The sequence below is a fragment of the Labrenzia sp. C1B70 genome, from assembly GCF_000475395.1.
GTDB classification, from domain to species: Bacteria; Pseudomonadota; Alphaproteobacteria; order Rhizobiales; family Stappiaceae; genus Roseibium; species Roseibium algicola.
Genome location: NZ_AXCE01000011.1, coordinates 130,830 through 149,356 on the forward strand (window position 1 = coordinate 130,830; position 18,527 = coordinate 149,356).

Below are 18,527 nucleotides of genomic sequence, written 5' to 3' on the forward strand. Positions count from 1 at the left end.
GACCGGCCAGAAGGCCGGTCTTGAACGTCAGGAGGCTTTCGCTGGCGGCAATTCGATGTCGATGCCGAGCGTGGTGACGTCACCGGTCCTGTCCATTTCGAGACGGACGGAGTCCGGGTCGATCGCAACGCGCTTTGCCACGACGGCCAGGATGTCTTCCCGCAGACTTGAGATCAGGACCGCGTCGGAGCCGTCGTCGGCCCGTTCGTGCGCCAGCAGAATTTGCAGCCGGTTCTTGGCAACAGAGGCACTTTCACCTCTTTTGCCAAAGAGGCTCAGGATGTTCATGCGGCCCTCCCCTTGAAGAACTTGCCGAACAGGCCCTTCTTTTCCTCAGGGATTGTGACCGGGATGTTTTCACCCAGCAGACGGCGCACGGCCTCGGTATAGGCCTTTGCGGCTGGCGAATTTTCGTCCGACAGCGTGATCGGCAGACCGACGTTCGACGCTTTAAGCACGTCCTTGCTTTCCGGCACGACGCCGATGAGCGGCACGGAGAGAATGTCGACGACATCGTCGGTTGCCAGCATGTCACCGGTCTTGGCACGCTCGGTGTCGTAACGGGTGATCATCAGGTGCTTCGGCATCCGGCCGCCGTCTTCGGCAATCTTGGTCTTCGCGTCGAGCAGGCCGATGATCCGGTCGCAGTCGCGTACGGACGACACTTCCGGGTTGGACACGATGATGGCCTCATCCGCATGGCGCATGGCCAGCGTCGCGCCGCGTTCGATGCCCGCGGGGCTGTCGCAGATCACCCAGTCGAAATACATCCGCAATTCGCTGATGACGCTGGCAACGCCCTCTTCGGTCAATGCGTCCTTGTCCCGGGTCTGGGAAGCCGGAAGCAGGTAGAGGTTGTTCAGCTTCTTGTCGCGCACCAGCGCCTGTTTGATCGAAGCTTCGCCGCGCACCACGTTGACGAGGTCGAACACGACCCGCCGTTCCGCACCCATGATCAGGTCGAGGTTGCGCAGCCCGACGTCGAAGTCGATGGCGCAGACCTGGTAGCCTTCTTTGGCAAGCGCCGAGGCGATAGCTGCGGTGGTGGTGGTTTTGCCCACGCCGCCCTTGCCTGACGTGACCACAACGACAGTAGCGTTGCTCATGGTGTTCGTCCTGTTTTTGTTGTCAGTCCGGCGGCCTTCTGCAGCCGGCCCTGTGGTTAGTTCAGCTCTTCAAAGACGAGGGTCTCGTTTTCGAAGCGGATCTGCGCAGGTGCGTTGCGCAGGGCGCCATCGAAATCGTCCGCGACCTTGTAGAGCCCGTTGATGGAAACCAGCTCCGCATCCAGCTTGGAACAGAAGATACGGGCGCTGTCTTTCCCTGCGACACCGGCCAATGCACGTCCGCGCAGGGCGCCGTAAACGTGTATCGAGCCACCGGCGATTATTTCGGCGCCGGAACTAACGGAGCCGATGACAGTGACGTCGCCTTCCGGATGCAGGATGCTCTGGCCCGAGCGCACCGGTTCGGTAATCACGATGGAAGATCCGCTTGCGATGCTGGCCGGCGAGGTCTCCCACGCTTCCGGTTCGACATCGCTGTCACCGTTTGCCTTGCTCACCTTGGCTTTGGGCTCAGCGGCTGTCTTCTTGGACTTTGCAGTTGTGTTCCTGGCCGAGCCATCTGCGTCCTTGGCGTCCGGCTTTTCGGTTTCAGAACCGTTTCCAGCCACGGCCGAAGCGTTTGCAGGGGTCGGGACATCCACGTCGGACGCCAGACGGCCACCGGAAAAGCTCGGCGGCATGCCGGCTTTCAGGCGTGTTCCGGCGACACCGTCAATTCCCATCACCCGGATCGAGCGTTCGGCAAGTTCGGCAAGAAGCTGTTCCAGCTCTTCAATCGGAATCTTGGTTCCCCGAACGTCCAGAATGATCGGCCGGTCGATGAAAAATCCCGGCGAGCGTTCGATGATCCGGTCGATTTCACGGAACCAGTCCGCGAAGGGCGGCTCCGGGCTCAGAACGATGGCAATGAAGGATTTTCCCTTGAACTTCATCAAAGAGTCCGGCGGCACAATTGGTCAGGTTGATTTGGTCGGATAAACCTATCATTAACCGAACCGGACAATCGGGCAGGCGACCGTTTTCCACCGATATCAATTTTCATCAGATATTTCAGATAATTGGCTCTTCCACCTAGTGCGCTGGTCAATTGCAATGGACCACTCTTGCCAAAAATACCAAGAGAACCGCCAAGAATCGAAGCATTGCGTTGCTGCCCGTCTGCTTTGCCGGCGCATTGGTTAACTCAATTCCCGTAAAGAACTGGATTTTTGCCATATTGCAGTGCAAAATGTAGGCTCTGGTGTTTGGGGCGCAGAGCGTCTTGGGGAAAAGAATGAGTAACTTCAGTGATATGATGACATATCTCGGTCTCGATACGAGTGAGGCTGCGATGGTGCTCAATGTATCTGAAGATGAAATTCTTCGCTGGTGCAATACGAGCGAGGCTCCTCCTATCCATATCTGGCAGGGCCTTGTTCGCATGCTCGACGAAATCCGCCTGTCGGCCGAGGAAGCCGCCAAATCGGCCGATCTCGATCATCTGGATGCAACGGACCTCAACCGGATCAACCTGATGGTGCCTGGCGGAACCACGTCGGATCTTGCAGGCCCGAAGCGGGCCGCAACTGCGCTCGCGGTCGCGACACTGGCACGGGTCTTCGTTTGATCTGAACCGAGCCTTCGGTTCGGTTCGCGCCTGCTCAGGCAGGTGCGTTGAGCTGCATCCCGATCTTTTCGGCCAGTGCTTCCGCATCCACCGGCTTGGGCAGCTTCGAAAAACGTTCCGGAAATCTGTCTGAAAACTGGTCGTCCTGTGGCAGATGCCCCGAAACGGCAACGACCCGGCAATCGGGGTGCATATCAAGAGCTTTCGCCACAAGGTCCCAGCCCGAGTGACCATTGTCGAGCTGCAAGTCCGTCACCATGATCGAATAGGGCATGTCGCGGCCAATCCTGACCTTGGCATCCTCAAAACAATGCTCTGTCGTCACCTTGTACCCGAACCTTGTCATGAGGTCCGATATTGCAGCTGCCGACCTCCGGTCGTCATCAACTACAAGAGCGTGCCCGATCCCGATCCCGTTCCCGGCCACGGTCTCGACAGAATGGGAGGTTTGTCCACGAGGCTGCTGGGGAAAGGTCAACGTTACGCAGGTTCCGTGCCCCGGCTGCGATGCAATGTGGATGGTGCCGCCTGACTGGTGCGCGAACCCGTGCACCATGGACAGCCCTAGGCCCGTGCCTTCACCGTTCGCGCGGGCGCTGAAGAAAGGCTCTGCGGCCTGGCGCAACGTATCTGCATCCATACCGCAGCCATCATCCTTCACCGATAGCGAGATCGTCCCGTCTGTCTGCCGCGTCACGGCAATTTCGATATGTCCTTGGTCTTCGATGGCCTGACCTGCATTGACGCACAGGTTCAAGATGGCGCTTTCCAGCTGGCCGGGGTCGATCCGCGCATGCATCGGGCCTTCGTCGCACCTGATCGTCAGCGTTACGGTTTCGGGCAGGGCCATCGACAACAGGTCTTCCATGCCTTCCGCAATCACGGCGATATCGGTTTCGATGGGGGCGAGGTGTTGTTTGCGGGCGAAGGCCAGAAGCCTCTCGATCAGCGAAACACCGAGTTCGACGGCATCATTGATCCTTGCTTTCAGCACGGAGGCCTTGGGGCTAAGCTCGCCCTCCAGCATGTGAAGATTTCCGGAGATCGTGGACAGAATGTTGCCGAAGTCATGGGCAACTTCGCCTGTCACCTTGCCGAGGCTTTCCACTCGCCGGATTTCTTCCAGCCGTTCGTCGATCCTTTTGCGTTCCGTCGTTTCGGAAAACAGCCAAACCGAGCCGCCGTCGGGCAATGCCGACTGGCGCACTTCCAGCACGCGGCCGGTGGTGTCGGCGTATTCGCCAAATCCGGCGCGGTCGTTTTCATTGGCGCGGCGCTCGAACGGTGACTTTTCCAGAAGTTCCGGCAAAGTCATGCGTTTGCCGCGGCCAGCCCTTTCAAGGCGCAGCAACTCCCGGACACGATCATTTTCGGCCAGGATCTGCCCGGTTGGCGACAGGACCGCGACACCGTCGCTTATGTTCTGGAAAACGGTGATGAAAAGCTCGTTTCGGCGCCAGACTTCCCTGGTTTTCCGTTCCAGGCGCAGGGCGTTGGACCGGAACTTGCGGAAGGCTTCGGACAACTGCCCGATTTCGTCCGACGAGCTTGCCTTCTTGGGGAGCCGCGCCTTCAGGTCTCCAGCCGCCAGCCGCCGCATGACTGCGGTGATCTGGTGCAGGTTGCGAACCACGTAGCGGGAGACAAACAGGGCGGAGCCGATGGCAACAATCAGGCTGATGCCGGTCAGGACAAGAATGACGGCCTTTGCAAAGGTAATGCTGGTCGTTGTCTTGTCGCGTGAAACGCGAAGCCGCAGCTTTGTGTCCGTCACCTTCTGAAGGGCGTAGGCGTTCACCTGCGCGAGCTCCGTGCGAATGCGGAAGAGCGCGTTTTCGGCATCGAGCTTGGCGGCGAGGCTGGCATAACGCAGCGAGAACAGGTCGCCCCGCCGCATCACGGCGTCATCGACCTCGGCCAAGGCGGCGCGTACGGCGGCAGGGGCATTGGAAGCAATGTCCTGACGGATACGCCGGAAGCTGCTTTGCTGCTCGCCGACCTTGATCAGCTCCTGACTGCGCAACGCACCGATGGCCGCCATGACCAGTTGCTGCAGGGCTGACCAGTCCTGACGGTCCTCAGGCGATTGGTCCCGAGATTGTGCGAGCCTCCTGAAGCGTTTTTGAAGGCGCTCCAGATCCTGATCGATCAATGCGAGTTCTGCAGCGTTCCTGCCTTGCGGAACCATTGCGCGGGCCAGATCGGTGATCGCGACCCGGATGCGGGCAAGAGGCCTGATGAGGTCGGGATCGCCACCACCCAGTGTCTCGATGTGATCAAGCGTTGCGAGAATTCGTTCGGCCTCGCTTTCCAGTTGGAAGCTGGGGCTGAGTGTCATCAGAAAGGGAGCGGAGGCGGCCAGTTTCGAAGCGTTGCCGGAAAGTTCCAGGGCGTCGGAAACGTCGCTCAAGGTCTGGTCGTGAAATGTGCCGAGCTGCTCTTCGGCGCTGTTGAGAGTGATGAGGGCAATGGCCCCGACAACCATGACCACGACAAGAAGCAGGCCGATGGAGGAAAGCAGCAGCGAGCGGATACTGGGTTGGCGGAGCCGGGACGTGCTCATGGTCCGTCCGCCTGCAGGACGAAGATATATCCCTGTGCGCGGCGGGTTTGCAGATGAACGGGCTTGGACGGGACGTTCTCGATCTTGCGGCGCAACCTCAGGATCAGGACATCGATGGTCCGGTCGACATAGCGCTGCATGTCGCTGCCGATCTCGCGCATCAGGTCCGTGCGGGGAATGATCCGGTCCGGGTTCTTCACGAAATATTCCAGGAGGACATATTCCGCATTGGTCAGCGGAATCTCGTCGCCGTTGCCGTCAAGCAGTTCCCTGCGTTTCAGGTTCACCCTCTTGTCGCCGAAGATGATCTCCTGATCCTTGCCGGCTTTCGCAGCTGAAACGCCATGCCCGTAGCGTCGCAGAACCGCGCGGATGCGGGCGACGAGTTCGCGCGGATTGAACGGCTTCATCAGGTAGTCGTCAGCGCCTGTCTCAAGGCCGATGATCTTGTCGATCTCGTCGCCCACACCGGTCAGCATCACGATTGGAAGCTCGCTGGTTTCGCGAATGTGAATGGCAAGGGTCAGACCGGATTCGCCCTTGAGGCGCAGGTCAATCAGCGCGAGGTCGAAATCCTGGGGACTGCCGGCCGCCTTGAAGCCGTCGCTGTCCTGAAACGCAACCGGTTCAAACCCGCTTGCCTCCATGAGAGCAGACAGGGTTTCGCGCACATCCGCGTCATCATCGATGATGGCAATCACCGGTCTTGTCGCGCTTGCATCCATGCCGTCGCTCTCTTGCACCTTCATGAGCTGTCTAACACAAGGACCAGGTTGCGAGACCAGAATCTCGTTACAATTGTTTCACCCGCCCATGGGCGGTTGTAACACTGTTAACAAAATAGGGCTGTCCAACAGCTTCTGTTAACACTTCGCCGCTCGTTTTCCCTCGCCACATCCCGCTAGGCTGAAGTCGATCTTTCAAGAGCCTTGCGGTGCGATGCGCTGTGAGGCGCGAGTGATCTGTAATGGGAGGAAAATATGAGAAATATGCTGGCCCGGCTCGGTTCCGTGGCTTTTGTGACCGGTTTTGCCCTTTCGTCCGCTTATGCAGCTGAATGCGCGAACCAGGGTGCACTTGATAGCATCTATTGCGATGCCAATGGCGATCTTGTCGCCGATGCCCCGTCCGATCCGGCCAAACTGAGCAACCCGGACACGCTCGTCTTCGCCTACACTCCGGTTGAAGATCCGGCCGTTTACGCCGACATCTGGGCACCTTTCATCGAGCATCTGGAAACCGTTACCGGCAAGGACGTGCAGTTCTTCGCCGTGCAGTCGAATTCGGCTGAAGTGGAAGCCATGCGGTCCGGCCGTCTGCATATCGCGGGCTTCTCGACCGGCCCGACGCCTTTTGCCGTCAATCTCGCTGGTGCCGTGCCGTTTGCGATCATGGGCAGCGAAGACGGTCAGTTCGGCTACCGCCTTCAGATCTACACCCAAGCCGACAGCGATATCAAAACGCCTGCCGATATGAAGGGCAAGCGCATCGCACACACGTCTCCGACGTCCAACTCGGGCAACCAGGCGCCGCGGGCCCTGTTCCCGGACCTCGGTGTCGTGCCGGATCAGGACTATGAAGTCATCTATTCCGGATCCCATGACCAGTCGATGCTGGGTGTGGTTGCCGGCGACTATGACGCCGCACCGGTCGCTTCCGAAGTTGTTGACCGCATGGCGGAACGTGGCCTTTACGATCCGGAGGAAGTGCGCATTGTCTGGGAAAGCGATCCGTTCCCGACAACCTCCTTCAACTATGCCCACGACCTGGACCCGGCCCTCGTTGAAAAAATCAAGGAAGCGTTCTTCAGCTTCGATTTCAAGGGCAACAAACTGGGTGAGGAATTCGAGGGCGTAAGCAAGTTCGTCCCCATCACCTACAAGGATCAGTGGGCTGTCATCCGGCAGATCCAGGCCAGCAACGGTGTTGAATACACGCCGCAAGGTCTTGCCAAGTAAGACAACTGGCTTTGACGGCCCGCCGTGAGTTGAACTCCGGCGGGCCGGTTCAATCGAGGTAAAACATGCTAAAGATAACAAGCCTTGTGAAACGTTACGGGGCCGGGGATCCTGTGCTCAAAGACCTGGACCTCGAGGTTCCCGGTGAAGAGGTCGTCTCTGTGATCGGCTCTTCGGGGGCAGGCAAGAGTACTCTGCTTCGCTGCATCAACCGGCTGGTCGAGCCGACCTCCGGCAAGATCTTCCTGAATGGCACCGATTTCACCAGCCTGGGCAAGCGCGAGCTGCGCGTCGGCCGCCGCCGCATCGGCATGGTGTTCCAGAGCTTCAATCTGGTTGACCGCCTGACCGTGATGGAAAATGTCCAGAGCGGGCGCCTCGGTTACATCTCGACCTGGGCAGCGCTTTCGAGGCGTTACCCCAAGGAAGACATCCGCAGGGCCTATGAGCTCATGGAGCGGGTCGGGATCGCCCATTACGCCAACAAGCGTGCGGACGAACTTTCAGGCGGTGAACGCCAGCGTGTCGGCGTTATCCGGGCGCTGATGCAGCAACCTGAAATCCTTCTGGCCGACGAACCGACAGCCTCTCTCGACCCGAAGACCTCGGAACAGATCATGACGCTGCTGCGGGACCTCGCACGCGAACTGAAGCTTCCGGTGATCATCAACATTCACAACGTCAATGAAGCCAAGGAATTCAGCGACCGTATCGTCGGCATGCGCTATGGGCGGATCATTTTCGACGATCTGCCGGATGCCCTGACGAAGGATGCGATGCACGAGATCTATGCCGGTGTTCCCCACGAGGACCGGCAGATGGAAGGCGCTGCGGCATGAGTACGGCGAGGGATACCTGGCGCAAGCAGCCCTTCATCGCCAACCCGCTATTGCGCTACGGCCTTTATGTCGCAATAGCGGTCTATATCGTGACCACCTTTGCGACGTTGCCGATCGACTGGGACCGCATGATGCAAGGCTTGAGCCGTGCAGGGCGGATCTTCGGCGGGGCCTTCCCGCCCAGCTTCCAGCGCAGCGAGTTGCTCATCGACGGGTTTATGGAAAGCCTGAAGATCGCGATCCTTGCAACTGTCGGCGGCATCTTGCTGTCGATCCCGATCGCCTTCATGGCGGCCAGGAATATCGCACCGCTCCCGATCTATTATTTTGGCCGGGCGGTCATCATCATCGCACGCAGCTTCCATCCGGTAATTGTCGCCATCATCTTCGTGAAAGCGGTCGGTTTTGGTCCCTTCGCGGGTGTCCTGACGCTGATCGTCTACTCCATCGGCTTTGTTGCCAAGCTGTTGGCGGAAAAGATCGAGGAAATCGATCCAGGGCCCGTCGAAGCCATGAAGGCAGCGGGCGCACCGTTCCTGTCGACACTGGTTTACGCGGTGTTCCCGCAGATCATGCAGCGCCAGATCGGCCTCGGCATCTATCAGCTCGACAGTAACCTGAGAGCCTCGGCGGTCGTCGGTATCGTTGGCGCGGGCGGCATCGGCGCCACCCTGGCGAATGCCTTCGGGCGCTACGACTACGACTTCGCCCTGGCCATCACCATGGTCATCGTGGGTGCCATCCTGATTTCCGAAGCCGTCAGCGGTGCAATCAGAAAGCGGATCGCATAATGGAACAGGTACAGCTCCAAGACTGGGCGCGTTACACGCCGGCCCAACGGTTTCAGCGCTACGGCTACTTTGCCCTGACCGCACTCGTCGTTGCCTGGGCCCTCGGCAGCGTCAACATCATCTGGGCCTGGGTGTGGGACGCGCCGACCCAGATGGGCGATCTTTTCAGCCGCATGGTGCCTCCAGACCCGACCCACCTCGACCAGATTCTGAGTGCGTTGTGGGAGACGGTAAACCTTGCCACAATCGCCACGGCTATGGCGGTCGTGCTGGCTCTGCCGGTGGCCTATATCGCCGCGCAGAACACCACGCCGAACGCACTGACGCTCTGGCTCGGCCGGTTCATCCTGGTCTCGTCGCGTTCGGTGAACACCATCATCTGGGCCCTGTTGTTCGTGGCAATCTTCGGCCCGGGTGTGGTTGCCGGCATCGTTGCAATCATGTTCCGTTCCATCGGCTTCCTGGGCAAACTTCTGGGCGAAGCCATCGAGGAAATCGATCCGAAACCGGTCGAGGCGCTGAAGGCGTGCGGCGCAAGCCATTTCAAGGTGGTGCTCTATGCCATCGTCCCCCAGGTCATGCCGACCTTCTTTGCGGTGACTATCCTGCGCTGGGACATCAACCTGCGGGAATCCACGGTTCTCGGGCTGGTCGGGGCAGGGGGCATTGGTGTGATCCTGCAAGGGGCCATCGATACCTTCAACTGGCAGGAAGTCTCCATGGTGCTCCTGGCCATCATCGCCCTGGTGGTGGTGGGGGAGGTCGTATCGTCCTACCTGCGGCGCAAGATCCTCTGAAAAGAGCCGGAACCGGTTGCCAGGATTGAAAAGCCGTTTTGGCAAACTGCAAATGATGGCGCGGCAGCGGGAAACCTCTGCCGCGCCATTTGCTTTGTGGAAACTCTTGGTCATTTGGTCCGAAACCCGTCTGAAACGAAGCGGCCTTTCTTGAACTTTTCTTCGTTTCAGTGATGATCGAAACAAGACATTGCCACCAACCGCTGATTTGCCATCACCGCTCGGCTGACGAAACAAGACGTCACGTCCGGAACCAGCCCAGCAACCGTCCGGTTTCTGCGGGCGGCCATCACACCATTAAGGCCCGGCCTATGACTGAATCGCTCAAGGGACTTGCCGCCGCGCTTCTCGCATTTGCCCTGTTTTCCACGCATGACGCCATCATCAAGGAACTCGGTGGCAGCTATCCGGTCTTTCAGATCATCTTCTTCACGATGCTTTTTGCCTTCGTGCCGATGTCGATGATGATGCTGGCGGACAAGGCAGTCGACAATTTCCGTCCAAGACACCCCTGGCTGGTGCTGTCGCGGGCAGGCCTGGCCATTATCGCCATGTCTTGCGGGTTCTACGCCTTTACGGCGCTGCCGCTGGCCGAGGTCTATGCATTGCTGTTTGCCATGCCGCTTCTGATCACCGCCTTGTCCGTACCGCTGCTTGGTGAGACCGTGCGGGCGCAGCGCTGGGCTGCCGTGATCGTCGGTTTGATCGGCGTTCTAATCGTTTTACGTCCCGGCGTGACGGAGCTGACCCTCGGCCATGCAGCCGCCCTGACAGCGGCCTTCGCCAATTCGCTTTCCACCATTCTGGTGCGTAAACTCGGCGGCAAGGAACGTCCGGCCGTCCTGATCCTCTACCCGATGATCCTGTCCATGATGGCCATGTCGATGACGCTGCCGGTCTTCTATGTGCCGGTGGAGCTTCTCGACCTCGGACTTATGGCGGCGATCGGCTTTCTCTCGGTCATTGCCCAGTTCCTGACGATCTCGGCCTACAAGGCCGCACCGGCCGCGGTCGTGGCACCGCTGCAATACAGCCAGATCCTCTGGGCAAGCCTGTTCGGCATGCTGTTCTTTTCCGAAACACCGGATTTCTACGTCGGCCTCGGCTCTGCAGTCATCATTGCCTCGGGTATCTTCGTCGTGTGGCGTGAGAGCCGGGAGAATGTCTCTGTACAGACCCCGGTCCTGAAAACCGCCAACCCGCGTTTCGATACGGGCCCGCAGCCGAAGTAGGGGGCGAGGGAGACTGGCTCCCAACTGGCGGCTATCCGGACTTCCTACAATACGACAGCCTCATCCTGAGGAAGCGCTTCAGCGCTGTCTCGAAGGATGGGCCGCTTGCGCCTGAGTATGCCGCCCATCCTTCGAGACGCGCAGAAATGCGCTCCTCAGGATGAGGCCGGGAGGGAGGCGGGGGAAGGAAACCAGGTCACCACAGCAGTTGGCTAAGCAACCGGCCTCAGGCCAAACATTCCTCAGTCCAGCCGTTTCTTGAAGCGGAAAGCGGCGACGATCATGCCCAGAACGAAGAACCCGCACATCCAGAGCACGTCGCGGTGCAGCTCCAGCAGCCCGGCGTCCCGCAGGACGAACCCTCTGATCATGCGCATGAAATGGGTCGCCGGAAACGCCTCGGCAATATACTGCGCGATTACCGGCATGCCTTCGTAGGGAAACATGAAGCCGGACAGCAGGATGGACGGCAGCAGCACGAACACCGTCATCTGGGTTGCCTGCAACTGGCTCTGGGCAATGGTCGACAGCACCAGGCCCAGTGACAGACTGGCTCCGATGAAGAGCAATGTGCCGACAAAGAGATCGAATATCTTGTCGCCGAAAGGCACGTTGAACAGCAGGTGACCGAGCCCGAGGATGATCACCGTCTGCAATAGGCCGATGAAGATGTAGGGGATGATCTTGCCGATCATTAGCTCGATCGGCCGCACCGGTGTGTTGATCAGCATTTCCATGTTGCCGCGCTCGCGTTCGCGCACGATTGCCGCCGATGTGAACATGATCATGGTCATGGTCAGGATGATGCCGACCAGGCCGGGCACGATGTTGATGGCGGTACGCTGTTCCGGGTTGAAGAACAGGGCCACCTCGAAGGTCGGCGTCGACCGGTTCGGGGCCTGACGGTTCAATTCGGCCAGCGGCATGTTGCGCAACGACTTGATGGCGCCTGCGATCATGGTGTCGGAGCCGTCGACGATCCACTGGGCAACAGGGCGGCTGGTTTCCTCGTCGGTGGAAGGCGGCGTGCCCAGGTTGGCGGCGGGCGAGCGGGCGACCCTCTGGGAGAGGTCGTCCGGCAGAATGAAGGCGGCGCGCACGCGCGCGGCCTTGATCGCGGTTTCCGCTTCCTCGATGCTGGTCAGGCGTTCGGTCACCTTTACGACACGGGTCGCTTCCACCATCTGGATCAGGATCCGGCTCAGCCCGGTCTGGCTGTGATCGACGACAGCTACGGGAATATCGCGAATGTTGGTGTTGATGGCGTAGCCGAACAGGATCAGCTGGATCAACGGGATCATGATGACCATGCCGAAGGTCATCCGATCCCGGCGCAGCTGGCTGAGCTCCTTGAAGAAGATGGCCGATATCCGTGAAAGGGGTCTGATCATTGTCGGCCTTCTCCCGTTGCCGTCACGAAGACATCTTCCAGGTTCGGGCGCACCTTTTCTATCAACGTGGCACCGTTGGTCTCGTCCTTGTTTTTCAGGAATGCTTCGGGATCGGCAATGTCGTCCCGCACCAGAACACGCAGGCGTGCACCCAGCTGCGCGGCGGTGATGATGCCTTCGGTTCCCAGCAGCCGGCGGCGGATTTCGCGCAGGTTGGGGCCTTCGATTTCCACGACATTGGCACCCATTGCCGCCATCAGGTCCTTCGGTGCCCCGTCAGCACGTTTCTGGCCTGCTTCCATGATTGCAATCTTGTGGCAGCGTTCCGCCTCGTCCATGAAATGCGTGGTTACGACAATGGATGTTCCGCCATCGACCAGGTCGAACAGCTGTTCCCAGAAATGGCGACGCGACTCCGGATCCACGGCCGAGGTCGGTTCGTCCAGAAACAGAAGCTGCGGTTCGTGCAGAACGGCGGTAGCCAGCGCCAGGCGCTGGCGTTGCCCGCCGGACATCTTGCCTGCGAACCGGTCACCCAGCTCGCTCAATTCATATCGCTCCATGACCTCGGCAATGCGCTGCTTCTTCCGCTTCGATGGCAGGCCGTAGATCGTTGCCATGAAGTTGAGGTTCTCCAGAACCGTCAGATCGCCGTAAAGCGAAAAGGCCTGGGTCATGTAGCCGATCTTGTATTTCAGGGTCTCGGCATCCTTGGGGACGGAAAGCCCCAGCACTTCGACGGTGCCTTCGGTCGGTGTGAGAAGTCCCGTCAGCATGCGCATGGCCGTGGTCTTGCCGCAGCCGTTGGGGCCGAGAAAGCCATAGATCATGCCACGCTCGATGGTCAGATCCAGTCCGTCGACCGCCCGGAACCCCTTGAAGCTTTTCACCAGGCCCTCGGCCCGGATCACGATGTCGCCGTCGTTTGAACTCACGGCAGAACAACCTGGGCCGGAACGCCGTTTGGCAGGTCGTTGGCGCTGTCGGGCAACTGCACTTCGGCGACATACATCAATCGGGCGCGCTCGGATTGATTGAGCGCGTAATAGGGCGTGAAGGAAGCTTCGGAGCTGATCCAGCGCACAGTGCCTTCGATCGGCTTGTCGAGGCCGTCAATTCGCACCTCCAGCTTGTCGCCCTGCTTGACCTTTACCCGGTGCGGTTCGGGAACATAGACGCGGGCATAAGGTGCATCGCCGGCCAGCATCACAACGACCGGACTGCCAACCGTCACTCGTTCCCCAAGGTTCCAGGGAAGGTTGTCGAGCGTGCCATCACGCGAGGCGGTGATGGTCAGATCGGACAGGATCTTTTCCTGGGTGGCGAGGCTTGCCTGGGCGGCCTCCAGTTCGGCCTTGGCTATGTCGAGGTCTTCCGGTCTTGTGCCGGCGACAAGCTCCTTCAGTTGTTCCTGCGCACTTTTCAGGGTCGCGTCGGCTGCATCGCGCGCAGCCTTGGCACTGTCGAGCTGGGCCTGGCTTGTGGTGCCGCGTCCGGTCAGGTCGTCGTAGCGCCCGAACGAAGCCTGCGCATCTTCCAACTCCGCTTTCGCACCCGCTACGGCCGCGCGAGCCTTTGCTATCTCCTCGTCGCGGGCGCCGTTTTCAAGCTTCACGAGATTGGCCTTGGCCTTCTGCACCTCTGCCTTCGCCTGGGCAACGATGGCCTGCTGTTCGGCCGGGTCCAGTTGAGCCAGCACGGTGCCCTTCTTGACGAAGGTTCCTTGTGGCACAGGCAACTCGACCAGAACCTCATTTGCTGTTGCGGTCAGCGCGACCCTGTCTCGCTCGAGGTTTCCAAGGGCAACATTCCCGTCTTCACCGTAACAACCGGCAGCAAACAGGCACACGGTGGCTGCGAGGACACTGCGCAGACGGGGTGTAGACATGAATTCCTCCCTATGGATCAAGGGTATGCGGCAAGAAGGGTATCGCCTTGCCGCCACCATAGCCTGCTTCGCGGGCCTGTGCCATGGCTGGTTGAGGCCGGTTCGGATCTGCCGTCTTCGGGGCAACTCCGGGCGTCAACACCGGGCATGCCAAGCAGGAGGGCGCAGGTCCGGTCTTCTGCAAACGATACGAAAAAGGCCGCAGTTTGAGCCGCAGCCTTTCTTGCAAAAACGACAGGAACGAACGCCGTCAACTCGCCCGCTTGAACACGTTGTACCAGCGCTTCCTGGGAACGGTGATAGCCCGTTCGAGGATTTCCGCAGCATAAAGCGAAGCGTTTTCCCGGGCCTTGCCGACACCGGAGACCAGCGATGTGTCGAGGCCGGAGAGGCCGCCGCCGAATTCGAAGAGATCGCGGAACGCGGCGCGTTCCACAATCGGGGTCATAAGAACGTCGATATTCTGGGCGGAAAGGAAGTCCTGGACCGCCTTCATGGCACGCGTTGTCACCGCGGCATTGGTACGGGTCAGAACCACGCAATGCTTGATGTCGTGGCGGACGATCTTTTCCAGCTTCTTGATCAGGGTCAGGATCTTGGCGCCACCGCGCGCATCCATCGAAGACCCCTGGATCGGCACGACCACAAGGTCGGACACTGAAAGTGCGTTGGCGACGATGAGGTTTTCGGTTCCTTCAAGATCGACAATCACATAGTCGGACGTTTCGGCGGCGAGTGTGATCTGCTCTGTAATGGAGGCCGGCGAAATTTCGCTGACGACGTTGATGCCCGGGCTCTTGCGTGGCAGCTCGTACCACTTCGAGATCCATTTCTGCGGGTCCGCATCAAAGATGGTGACACGCTTTCCCCGTGCTGCGACTTCTGTCGCCAGCAGCAGAGCCGCCGTGGTTTTTCCGGCGCCGCCCTTTGCGTTTGCGAAGGAAATGACTGGCATCTGGCTTCTCCTGACCTTGCCGAGCATTGTCTGGAGCAACTTGCGTCTGCGAGCGCATGCCGAAAGCTGCCCCAACACCTTGAAGGCGATCTGTCAGCGGGTTCCCGAGTGTTCCGTTGCAAATCCGCTTGTGTCGCCGATGACCCATTGCAGGCCTATCTGTCTGGCAGTCTTGGATTTTTATGGTTACCAAATCCTTAAATTCGCAATTTGCAGCAGACTTATTCAACAAACGTTAGGATATGTGGATAAAGACCAGCAAAACGCCTTGGCACTATTTGCAAGGGTCTGGCGAAAAGCTGCGTTCAGCCGCAATGGGCAGCCTCGATGACGCGAATTTGGCAACAGCAACACCGCGTGCGTCTTCTGTCCGGGGTGGAGAGAAATCCTGCCGGATTTTGGATCGCCACCGATTGCATGCGCCTTGGGTGCCGCGTAGGTTGTCGGTGCGGAAGGGGTGCCTGAATCGGTGGTCTGCCGCTGTTGATCTGTCTCATGGTATTCGGGGCACTTGTCCGCGTTGATTTGAACGCCAGATGCTTTGGGGTCAGAATTATGTCTTTGATCCGCGCCTTGAAGGACGCCACATGCTGCACCGATTTCTCAACTCCCGCCCGGCCTGCTTGATCCGGAACCTTCTGCTTTGCGGGGTGTTGGCATTTGCGGGCACGGCAGGGTCAGCGTGGGCTGAGGCCCTGAAGCCTTACAAGGATGGGCTGTTCAGATACAAGAAGGTCTCCGAAACGCTCTATGATGGCGATTTTATCGTCGTTGAATATTCCAAACAGCGAGACCTGCGCGATCGCGACGAAGTCGACGAACGCAGGGTCTATGGAAACTATGTCTCCTACAAACCAAAACGAGGCCGTGGCAGCGGTGAACTGAAAGCCAACGGCCGGGTTGTCGAATTCATGGGCACCGGCAACTGGAAGGGCGGTGCCAATGCCATCGTGATCTACATTCACGGGCAGGGCGGCAACCGCTTTCAGGGCATGAACGACGTTTCGTTCGGTGGCAACTTCAACCGCGTTCAGAACCTGATGGTCAGGAACGGCGGCGCCTACCTGACCGTCGACATAAAGAACTTCGACAATCGCGGCACGGCGGATGTGGCAGCCCTGATCCAGTATCAGAAGCAGCTGTCGCCGCGTGCCAAGGTCGTGGTTGCCTGCGGTTCCATGGGCGGCATCATCTGCTGGAACCTGGTAAAGAACGCCAATTATGCCAGCATGCTTTCCGGTATCCTGCTGCTTGGCTCACCGAAGGATCCCAACTTCCTGTCTTCAGGTGCACTCGGGCGCAACGTGCCGATCTATATGGGGCAGGGGACGCTCGACCAGGTCTACAATTGGGAAGATCAGGCGAACTTCTTCAAACAGATCAAGACCAGGGCTCCGAACTATCCGATCAAGTTCACGCTGTTCGATACAGGCACCCACGGCACCCCCATCCGCATGACCGACTGGCGCCTGATACTCAACTGGATGCTGGGTTAGGCGAAGGTTCGGCACTGCTCAGGATCAAAACTGGCTCGTGTGAATTGGTCTGCACGGCGCCTGAGCAAACTTGAAGCGCTTTTGCGGTTGCCCTTACGTCACTTTTAATTTCAAATTACCCTCTGGGCACCAATGCCTATCATCTGGAAGACGGCTCGAAACCGCCGTTTTCGGCGTGCCAGCCTCGATCCTCGGGTTGGTGTCGCGTATCAGGGGGGATGTATCATGTCAGAGTATTTTGATCTCGGCCGCTATACGCGTGTCGTGACGTCAATACCGGAAGCGCAAATCTGGTTTGACCGCGGTCTGGTCTGGCTATTTGCCTATAATCACGAAGAGGCGATTGTCTGTTTCGAAAAGGCGGTGGCAGCCGACCCGGCCTGTGCGTTAGCTCATTGGGGCATCGCTTACGGTATCGGTCCGAATTACAACAAGGCCTGGGAAATCTTCACGCCTGAGGAAAAGGGGCCTGCGCTGGCACGCGCACATGCAGCGCTGGCCACCGCAAAGGCGCTGAAGGAGGCCAGGCCGGTGGAGCGTGCGCTGATCGAGGCCTTGGCGTCGCGTTATCCCACAGATCCGGAAATCGAAAACTATCAGCCCTTCAACGATGGCTTCGCGGAAGCGATGAAACCCGTTTACGAAGCCAACAGGGAAGATCTGGATGTCGCGTGCATCTATGCAGAGGCCTTGATGAACCGCACGCCCTGGCAATTGTGGGATTTCCACACGGGCGTGCCGAACCCTGAAGGTTCCACCACCGAGGCCGTGGCTGTTCTGGAACATGCATTTGAGAGGTTGCCGGGCGCCTGGGATCATCCTGGGCTCTTGCACATGTACATTCACCTGATGGAAATGTCGCCGCACCCGGAAAGGGCTTTGCGCCATGGCGACAGGCTGAAGGATCTGGTTCCGGATGCCGGGCATCTTGTACACATGGGAACGCATATCGATGTCTTGTGCGGCGACTATCAGAATGTGCTCTACCGCAATCTTGCGGCAGCCAAGGTCGACGACAAGTTCAAGGCTTACGCTGGCCCGGCGAATTTCTATGCGCTGTACCGGATCCACAATCTGCATTTCGCCTTCTACGGCGCCATGTTTCTTGGCAGGAAAGGCGCCGCGGTGGAGGCTGTCGAGCGATTGCGCGGCGAGGTGCCCGACGAAGTTGTTCGATCGTATCCGGACGTTTTCGAAACCTTCGTGGCCGCCGCACCGCATGTCTACATCCGGTTCGGAATGTGGTCTGAAATCCTTGAGCTCGATCAGCCAGTGGACAAGGAACTCTATGTCACCACCAACGCGTTGATATACTACGCGAAGGCCATCGCCCTGGCCAACCTCGGTCGTCATGACGAAGCCCAGTCCGCCATGGCGGATTTCACCGCGGCTTATGCGCAGGTGCCCGATAGCCGGATGCTCTTCAACAACACCGCAAGGGATGTCCTCGCCGTTGCAGAGGAAATGATGAAGGGGGAGGTGGCCTTCAAGGCTGGACGGAAGGAAGAAGGGCTTGCCCATCTTCGCACTGCCGTCGACCTGGACGACGGGCTTCAATACGAAGAGCCGTGGTCCTGGCCACAGCCAACGCGCCATGCCTTGGGCGCGCTCCTGATGGAAGCCGGCAAATATGAGGAAGCCGAGGCGGTCTACCGCGCGGATCTCGGATTGGACGGCAAGCTGCCGCGCCCGAGCCAGCATCCACGCAATGTCTGGGCATTGCACGGATTGCATGAATGTCTGGTAAGGCGCTCGGAGAAGGTGGAGCTGCCGCACGTCAAGCTTCTGCTCGACCAGGCCATCGCGCGTGCGGACATTCCGATCCGGGCAAGCTGCCTCTGCCGGGCGAAGGCCGCGTAAAGAAGAGTTCGGGCAGATCAACGACTGGTTTTGGATGCCGCTAAAAAATGACCGGATACCTGCGCCACATGGCTGGGACCGGAG

At 59.2% G+C, this 18,527-nt stretch carries 17 protein-coding genes; 8 read left to right on the plus strand and 9 right to left on the minus strand.

From position 1 onward, the window contains the following. Window positions 1–27: 27 nt before the first annotated feature. Genes minE through minC form a run of 3 tightly spaced genes read right to left on the minus strand, consistent with a single transcriptional unit; the run spans window position 28 to window position 1,999 of the window. The gene (gene minE / locus Q666_RS47945; protein WP_023000012.1) at window positions 28–288 is read right to left on the minus strand and encodes a cell division topological specificity factor MinE; all 261 of its coding nucleotides are present in this window, start codon (window positions 286–288) and stop codon (window positions 28–30) included. Further along, a complete protein-coding gene (gene minD / locus Q666_RS47950; protein WP_006939389.1) occupies window positions 285–1,106 on the minus strand; it encodes a septum site-determining protein MinD in 822 nt (273 codons plus the stop codon). The genes minE and minD overlap by 4 nt, the downstream gene beginning before the upstream one ends. A gap of 56 nt (window positions 1,107–1,162) precedes the next feature. Next, a complete protein-coding gene (minC, locus tag Q666_RS47955) occupies window positions 1,163–1,999 on the minus strand; it encodes a septum site-determining protein MinC (RefSeq protein ID WP_023000013.1) in 837 nt (278 codons plus the stop codon). A gap of 341 nt (window positions 2,000–2,340) precedes the next feature. Between minC and Q666_RS47960 the strand changes: the two genes are divergently transcribed. Next, a complete protein-coding gene (locus Q666_RS47960; protein ID WP_139314017.1) occupies window positions 2,341–2,673 on the plus strand; it encodes a hypothetical protein in 333 nt (110 codons plus the stop codon). Between the two features lie 34 nt (window positions 2,674–2,707). Here the strand turns inward: Q666_RS47960 and Q666_RS47965 are convergent, their stop codons facing one another. Next, window positions 2,708–5,236 (minus strand): ATP-binding protein, encoded by a 2,529-nt coding sequence (locus tag Q666_RS47965; protein WP_023000015.1) that lies wholly within the window; start codon window positions 5,234–5,236, stop codon window positions 2,708–2,710. Next, a complete protein-coding gene (locus tag Q666_RS47970) occupies window positions 5,233–5,985 on the minus strand; it encodes a response regulator transcription factor (protein WP_023000016.1) in 753 nt (250 codons plus the stop codon). The genes Q666_RS47965 and Q666_RS47970 overlap by 4 nt, the downstream gene beginning before the upstream one ends. 231 nt (window positions 5,986–6,216) lie before the next feature. Here Q666_RS47970 and phnD point away from each other — a divergent pair, with 231 nt between their 5' ends. From phnD to Q666_RS47995, 5 genes are all read left to right on the plus strand, one after another. Next, entirely contained in the window at window positions 6,217–7,194 is a 978-nt protein-coding gene (gene phnD, locus Q666_RS47975; RefSeq protein ID WP_208984471.1) for a phosphate/phosphite/phosphonate ABC transporter substrate-binding protein, read from the plus strand. Between the two features lie 65 nt (window positions 7,195–7,259). Continuing rightward, a complete protein-coding gene (gene phnC, locus Q666_RS47980; RefSeq protein WP_006939395.1) occupies window positions 7,260–8,033 on the plus strand; it encodes a phosphonate ABC transporter ATP-binding protein in 774 nt (257 codons plus the stop codon). After that, window positions 8,030–8,824 carry a phosphonate ABC transporter, permease protein PhnE gene (gene phnE, locus Q666_RS47985; protein ID WP_023000018.1) on the plus strand — a complete coding sequence of 265 codons (795 nt, stop codon included), beginning with the start codon at window positions 8,030–8,032 and terminating at the stop codon, window positions 8,822–8,824. Before phnC ends, phnE (Q666_RS47985) begins: the two co-directional genes overlap by 4 nt. Next, window positions 8,824–9,621, plus strand: a complete 798-nt coding sequence (gene phnE, locus Q666_RS47990; RefSeq protein WP_023000019.1) for a phosphonate ABC transporter, permease protein PhnE — start codon at window positions 8,824–8,826, stop codon at window positions 9,619–9,621. The genes phnE (Q666_RS47985) and phnE (Q666_RS47990) overlap by 1 nt, the downstream gene beginning before the upstream one ends. A 311-nt stretch (window positions 9,622–9,932) precedes the next feature. Beyond that, window positions 9,933–10,853 carry a DMT family transporter gene (locus tag Q666_RS47995; RefSeq protein ID WP_023000020.1) on the plus strand — a complete coding sequence of 307 codons (921 nt, stop codon included), beginning with the start codon at window positions 9,933–9,935 and terminating at the stop codon, window positions 10,851–10,853. A 242-nt stretch (window positions 10,854–11,095) separates the two neighbouring features. Here the strand turns inward: Q666_RS47995 and Q666_RS48000 are convergent, their stop codons facing one another. The 4 genes from Q666_RS48000 to Q666_RS48015 form a co-directional block, all read right to left on the minus strand. Continuing rightward, window positions 11,096–12,244 (minus strand): ABC transporter permease, encoded by a 1,149-nt coding sequence (locus tag Q666_RS48000; protein WP_023000021.1) that lies wholly within the window; start codon window positions 12,242–12,244, stop codon window positions 11,096–11,098. After that, window positions 12,241–13,179 (minus strand): ABC transporter ATP-binding protein, encoded by a 939-nt coding sequence (locus Q666_RS48005; RefSeq protein WP_023000022.1) that lies wholly within the window; start codon window positions 13,177–13,179, stop codon window positions 12,241–12,243. The genes Q666_RS48000 and Q666_RS48005 overlap by 4 nt, the downstream gene beginning before the upstream one ends. Beyond that, the gene (locus Q666_RS48010) at window positions 13,176–14,132 is read right to left on the minus strand and encodes an HlyD family efflux transporter periplasmic adaptor subunit (protein WP_023000023.1); all 957 of its coding nucleotides are present in this window, start codon (window positions 14,130–14,132) and stop codon (window positions 13,176–13,178) included. The genes Q666_RS48005 and Q666_RS48010 overlap by 4 nt, the downstream gene beginning before the upstream one ends. A 250-nt stretch (window positions 14,133–14,382) precedes the next feature. Continuing rightward, a complete protein-coding gene (locus tag Q666_RS48015; protein ID WP_035908315.1) occupies window positions 14,383–15,087 on the minus strand; it encodes a ParA family protein in 705 nt (234 codons plus the stop codon). A gap of 587 nt (window positions 15,088–15,674) precedes the next feature. Between Q666_RS48015 and Q666_RS48020 the strand changes: the two genes are divergently transcribed. Continuing rightward, window positions 15,675–16,583, plus strand: coding sequence for a phospholipase (locus Q666_RS48020; protein ID WP_031268976.1), 909 nt, complete (start codon window positions 15,675–15,677; stop codon window positions 16,581–16,583). A gap of 225 nt (window positions 16,584–16,808) precedes the next feature. Then, entirely contained in the window at window positions 16,809–18,443 is a 1,635-nt protein-coding gene (locus Q666_RS48025; protein ID WP_023000026.1) for a hypothetical protein, read from the plus strand. Window positions 18,444–18,527 lie beyond the last annotated feature (84 nt).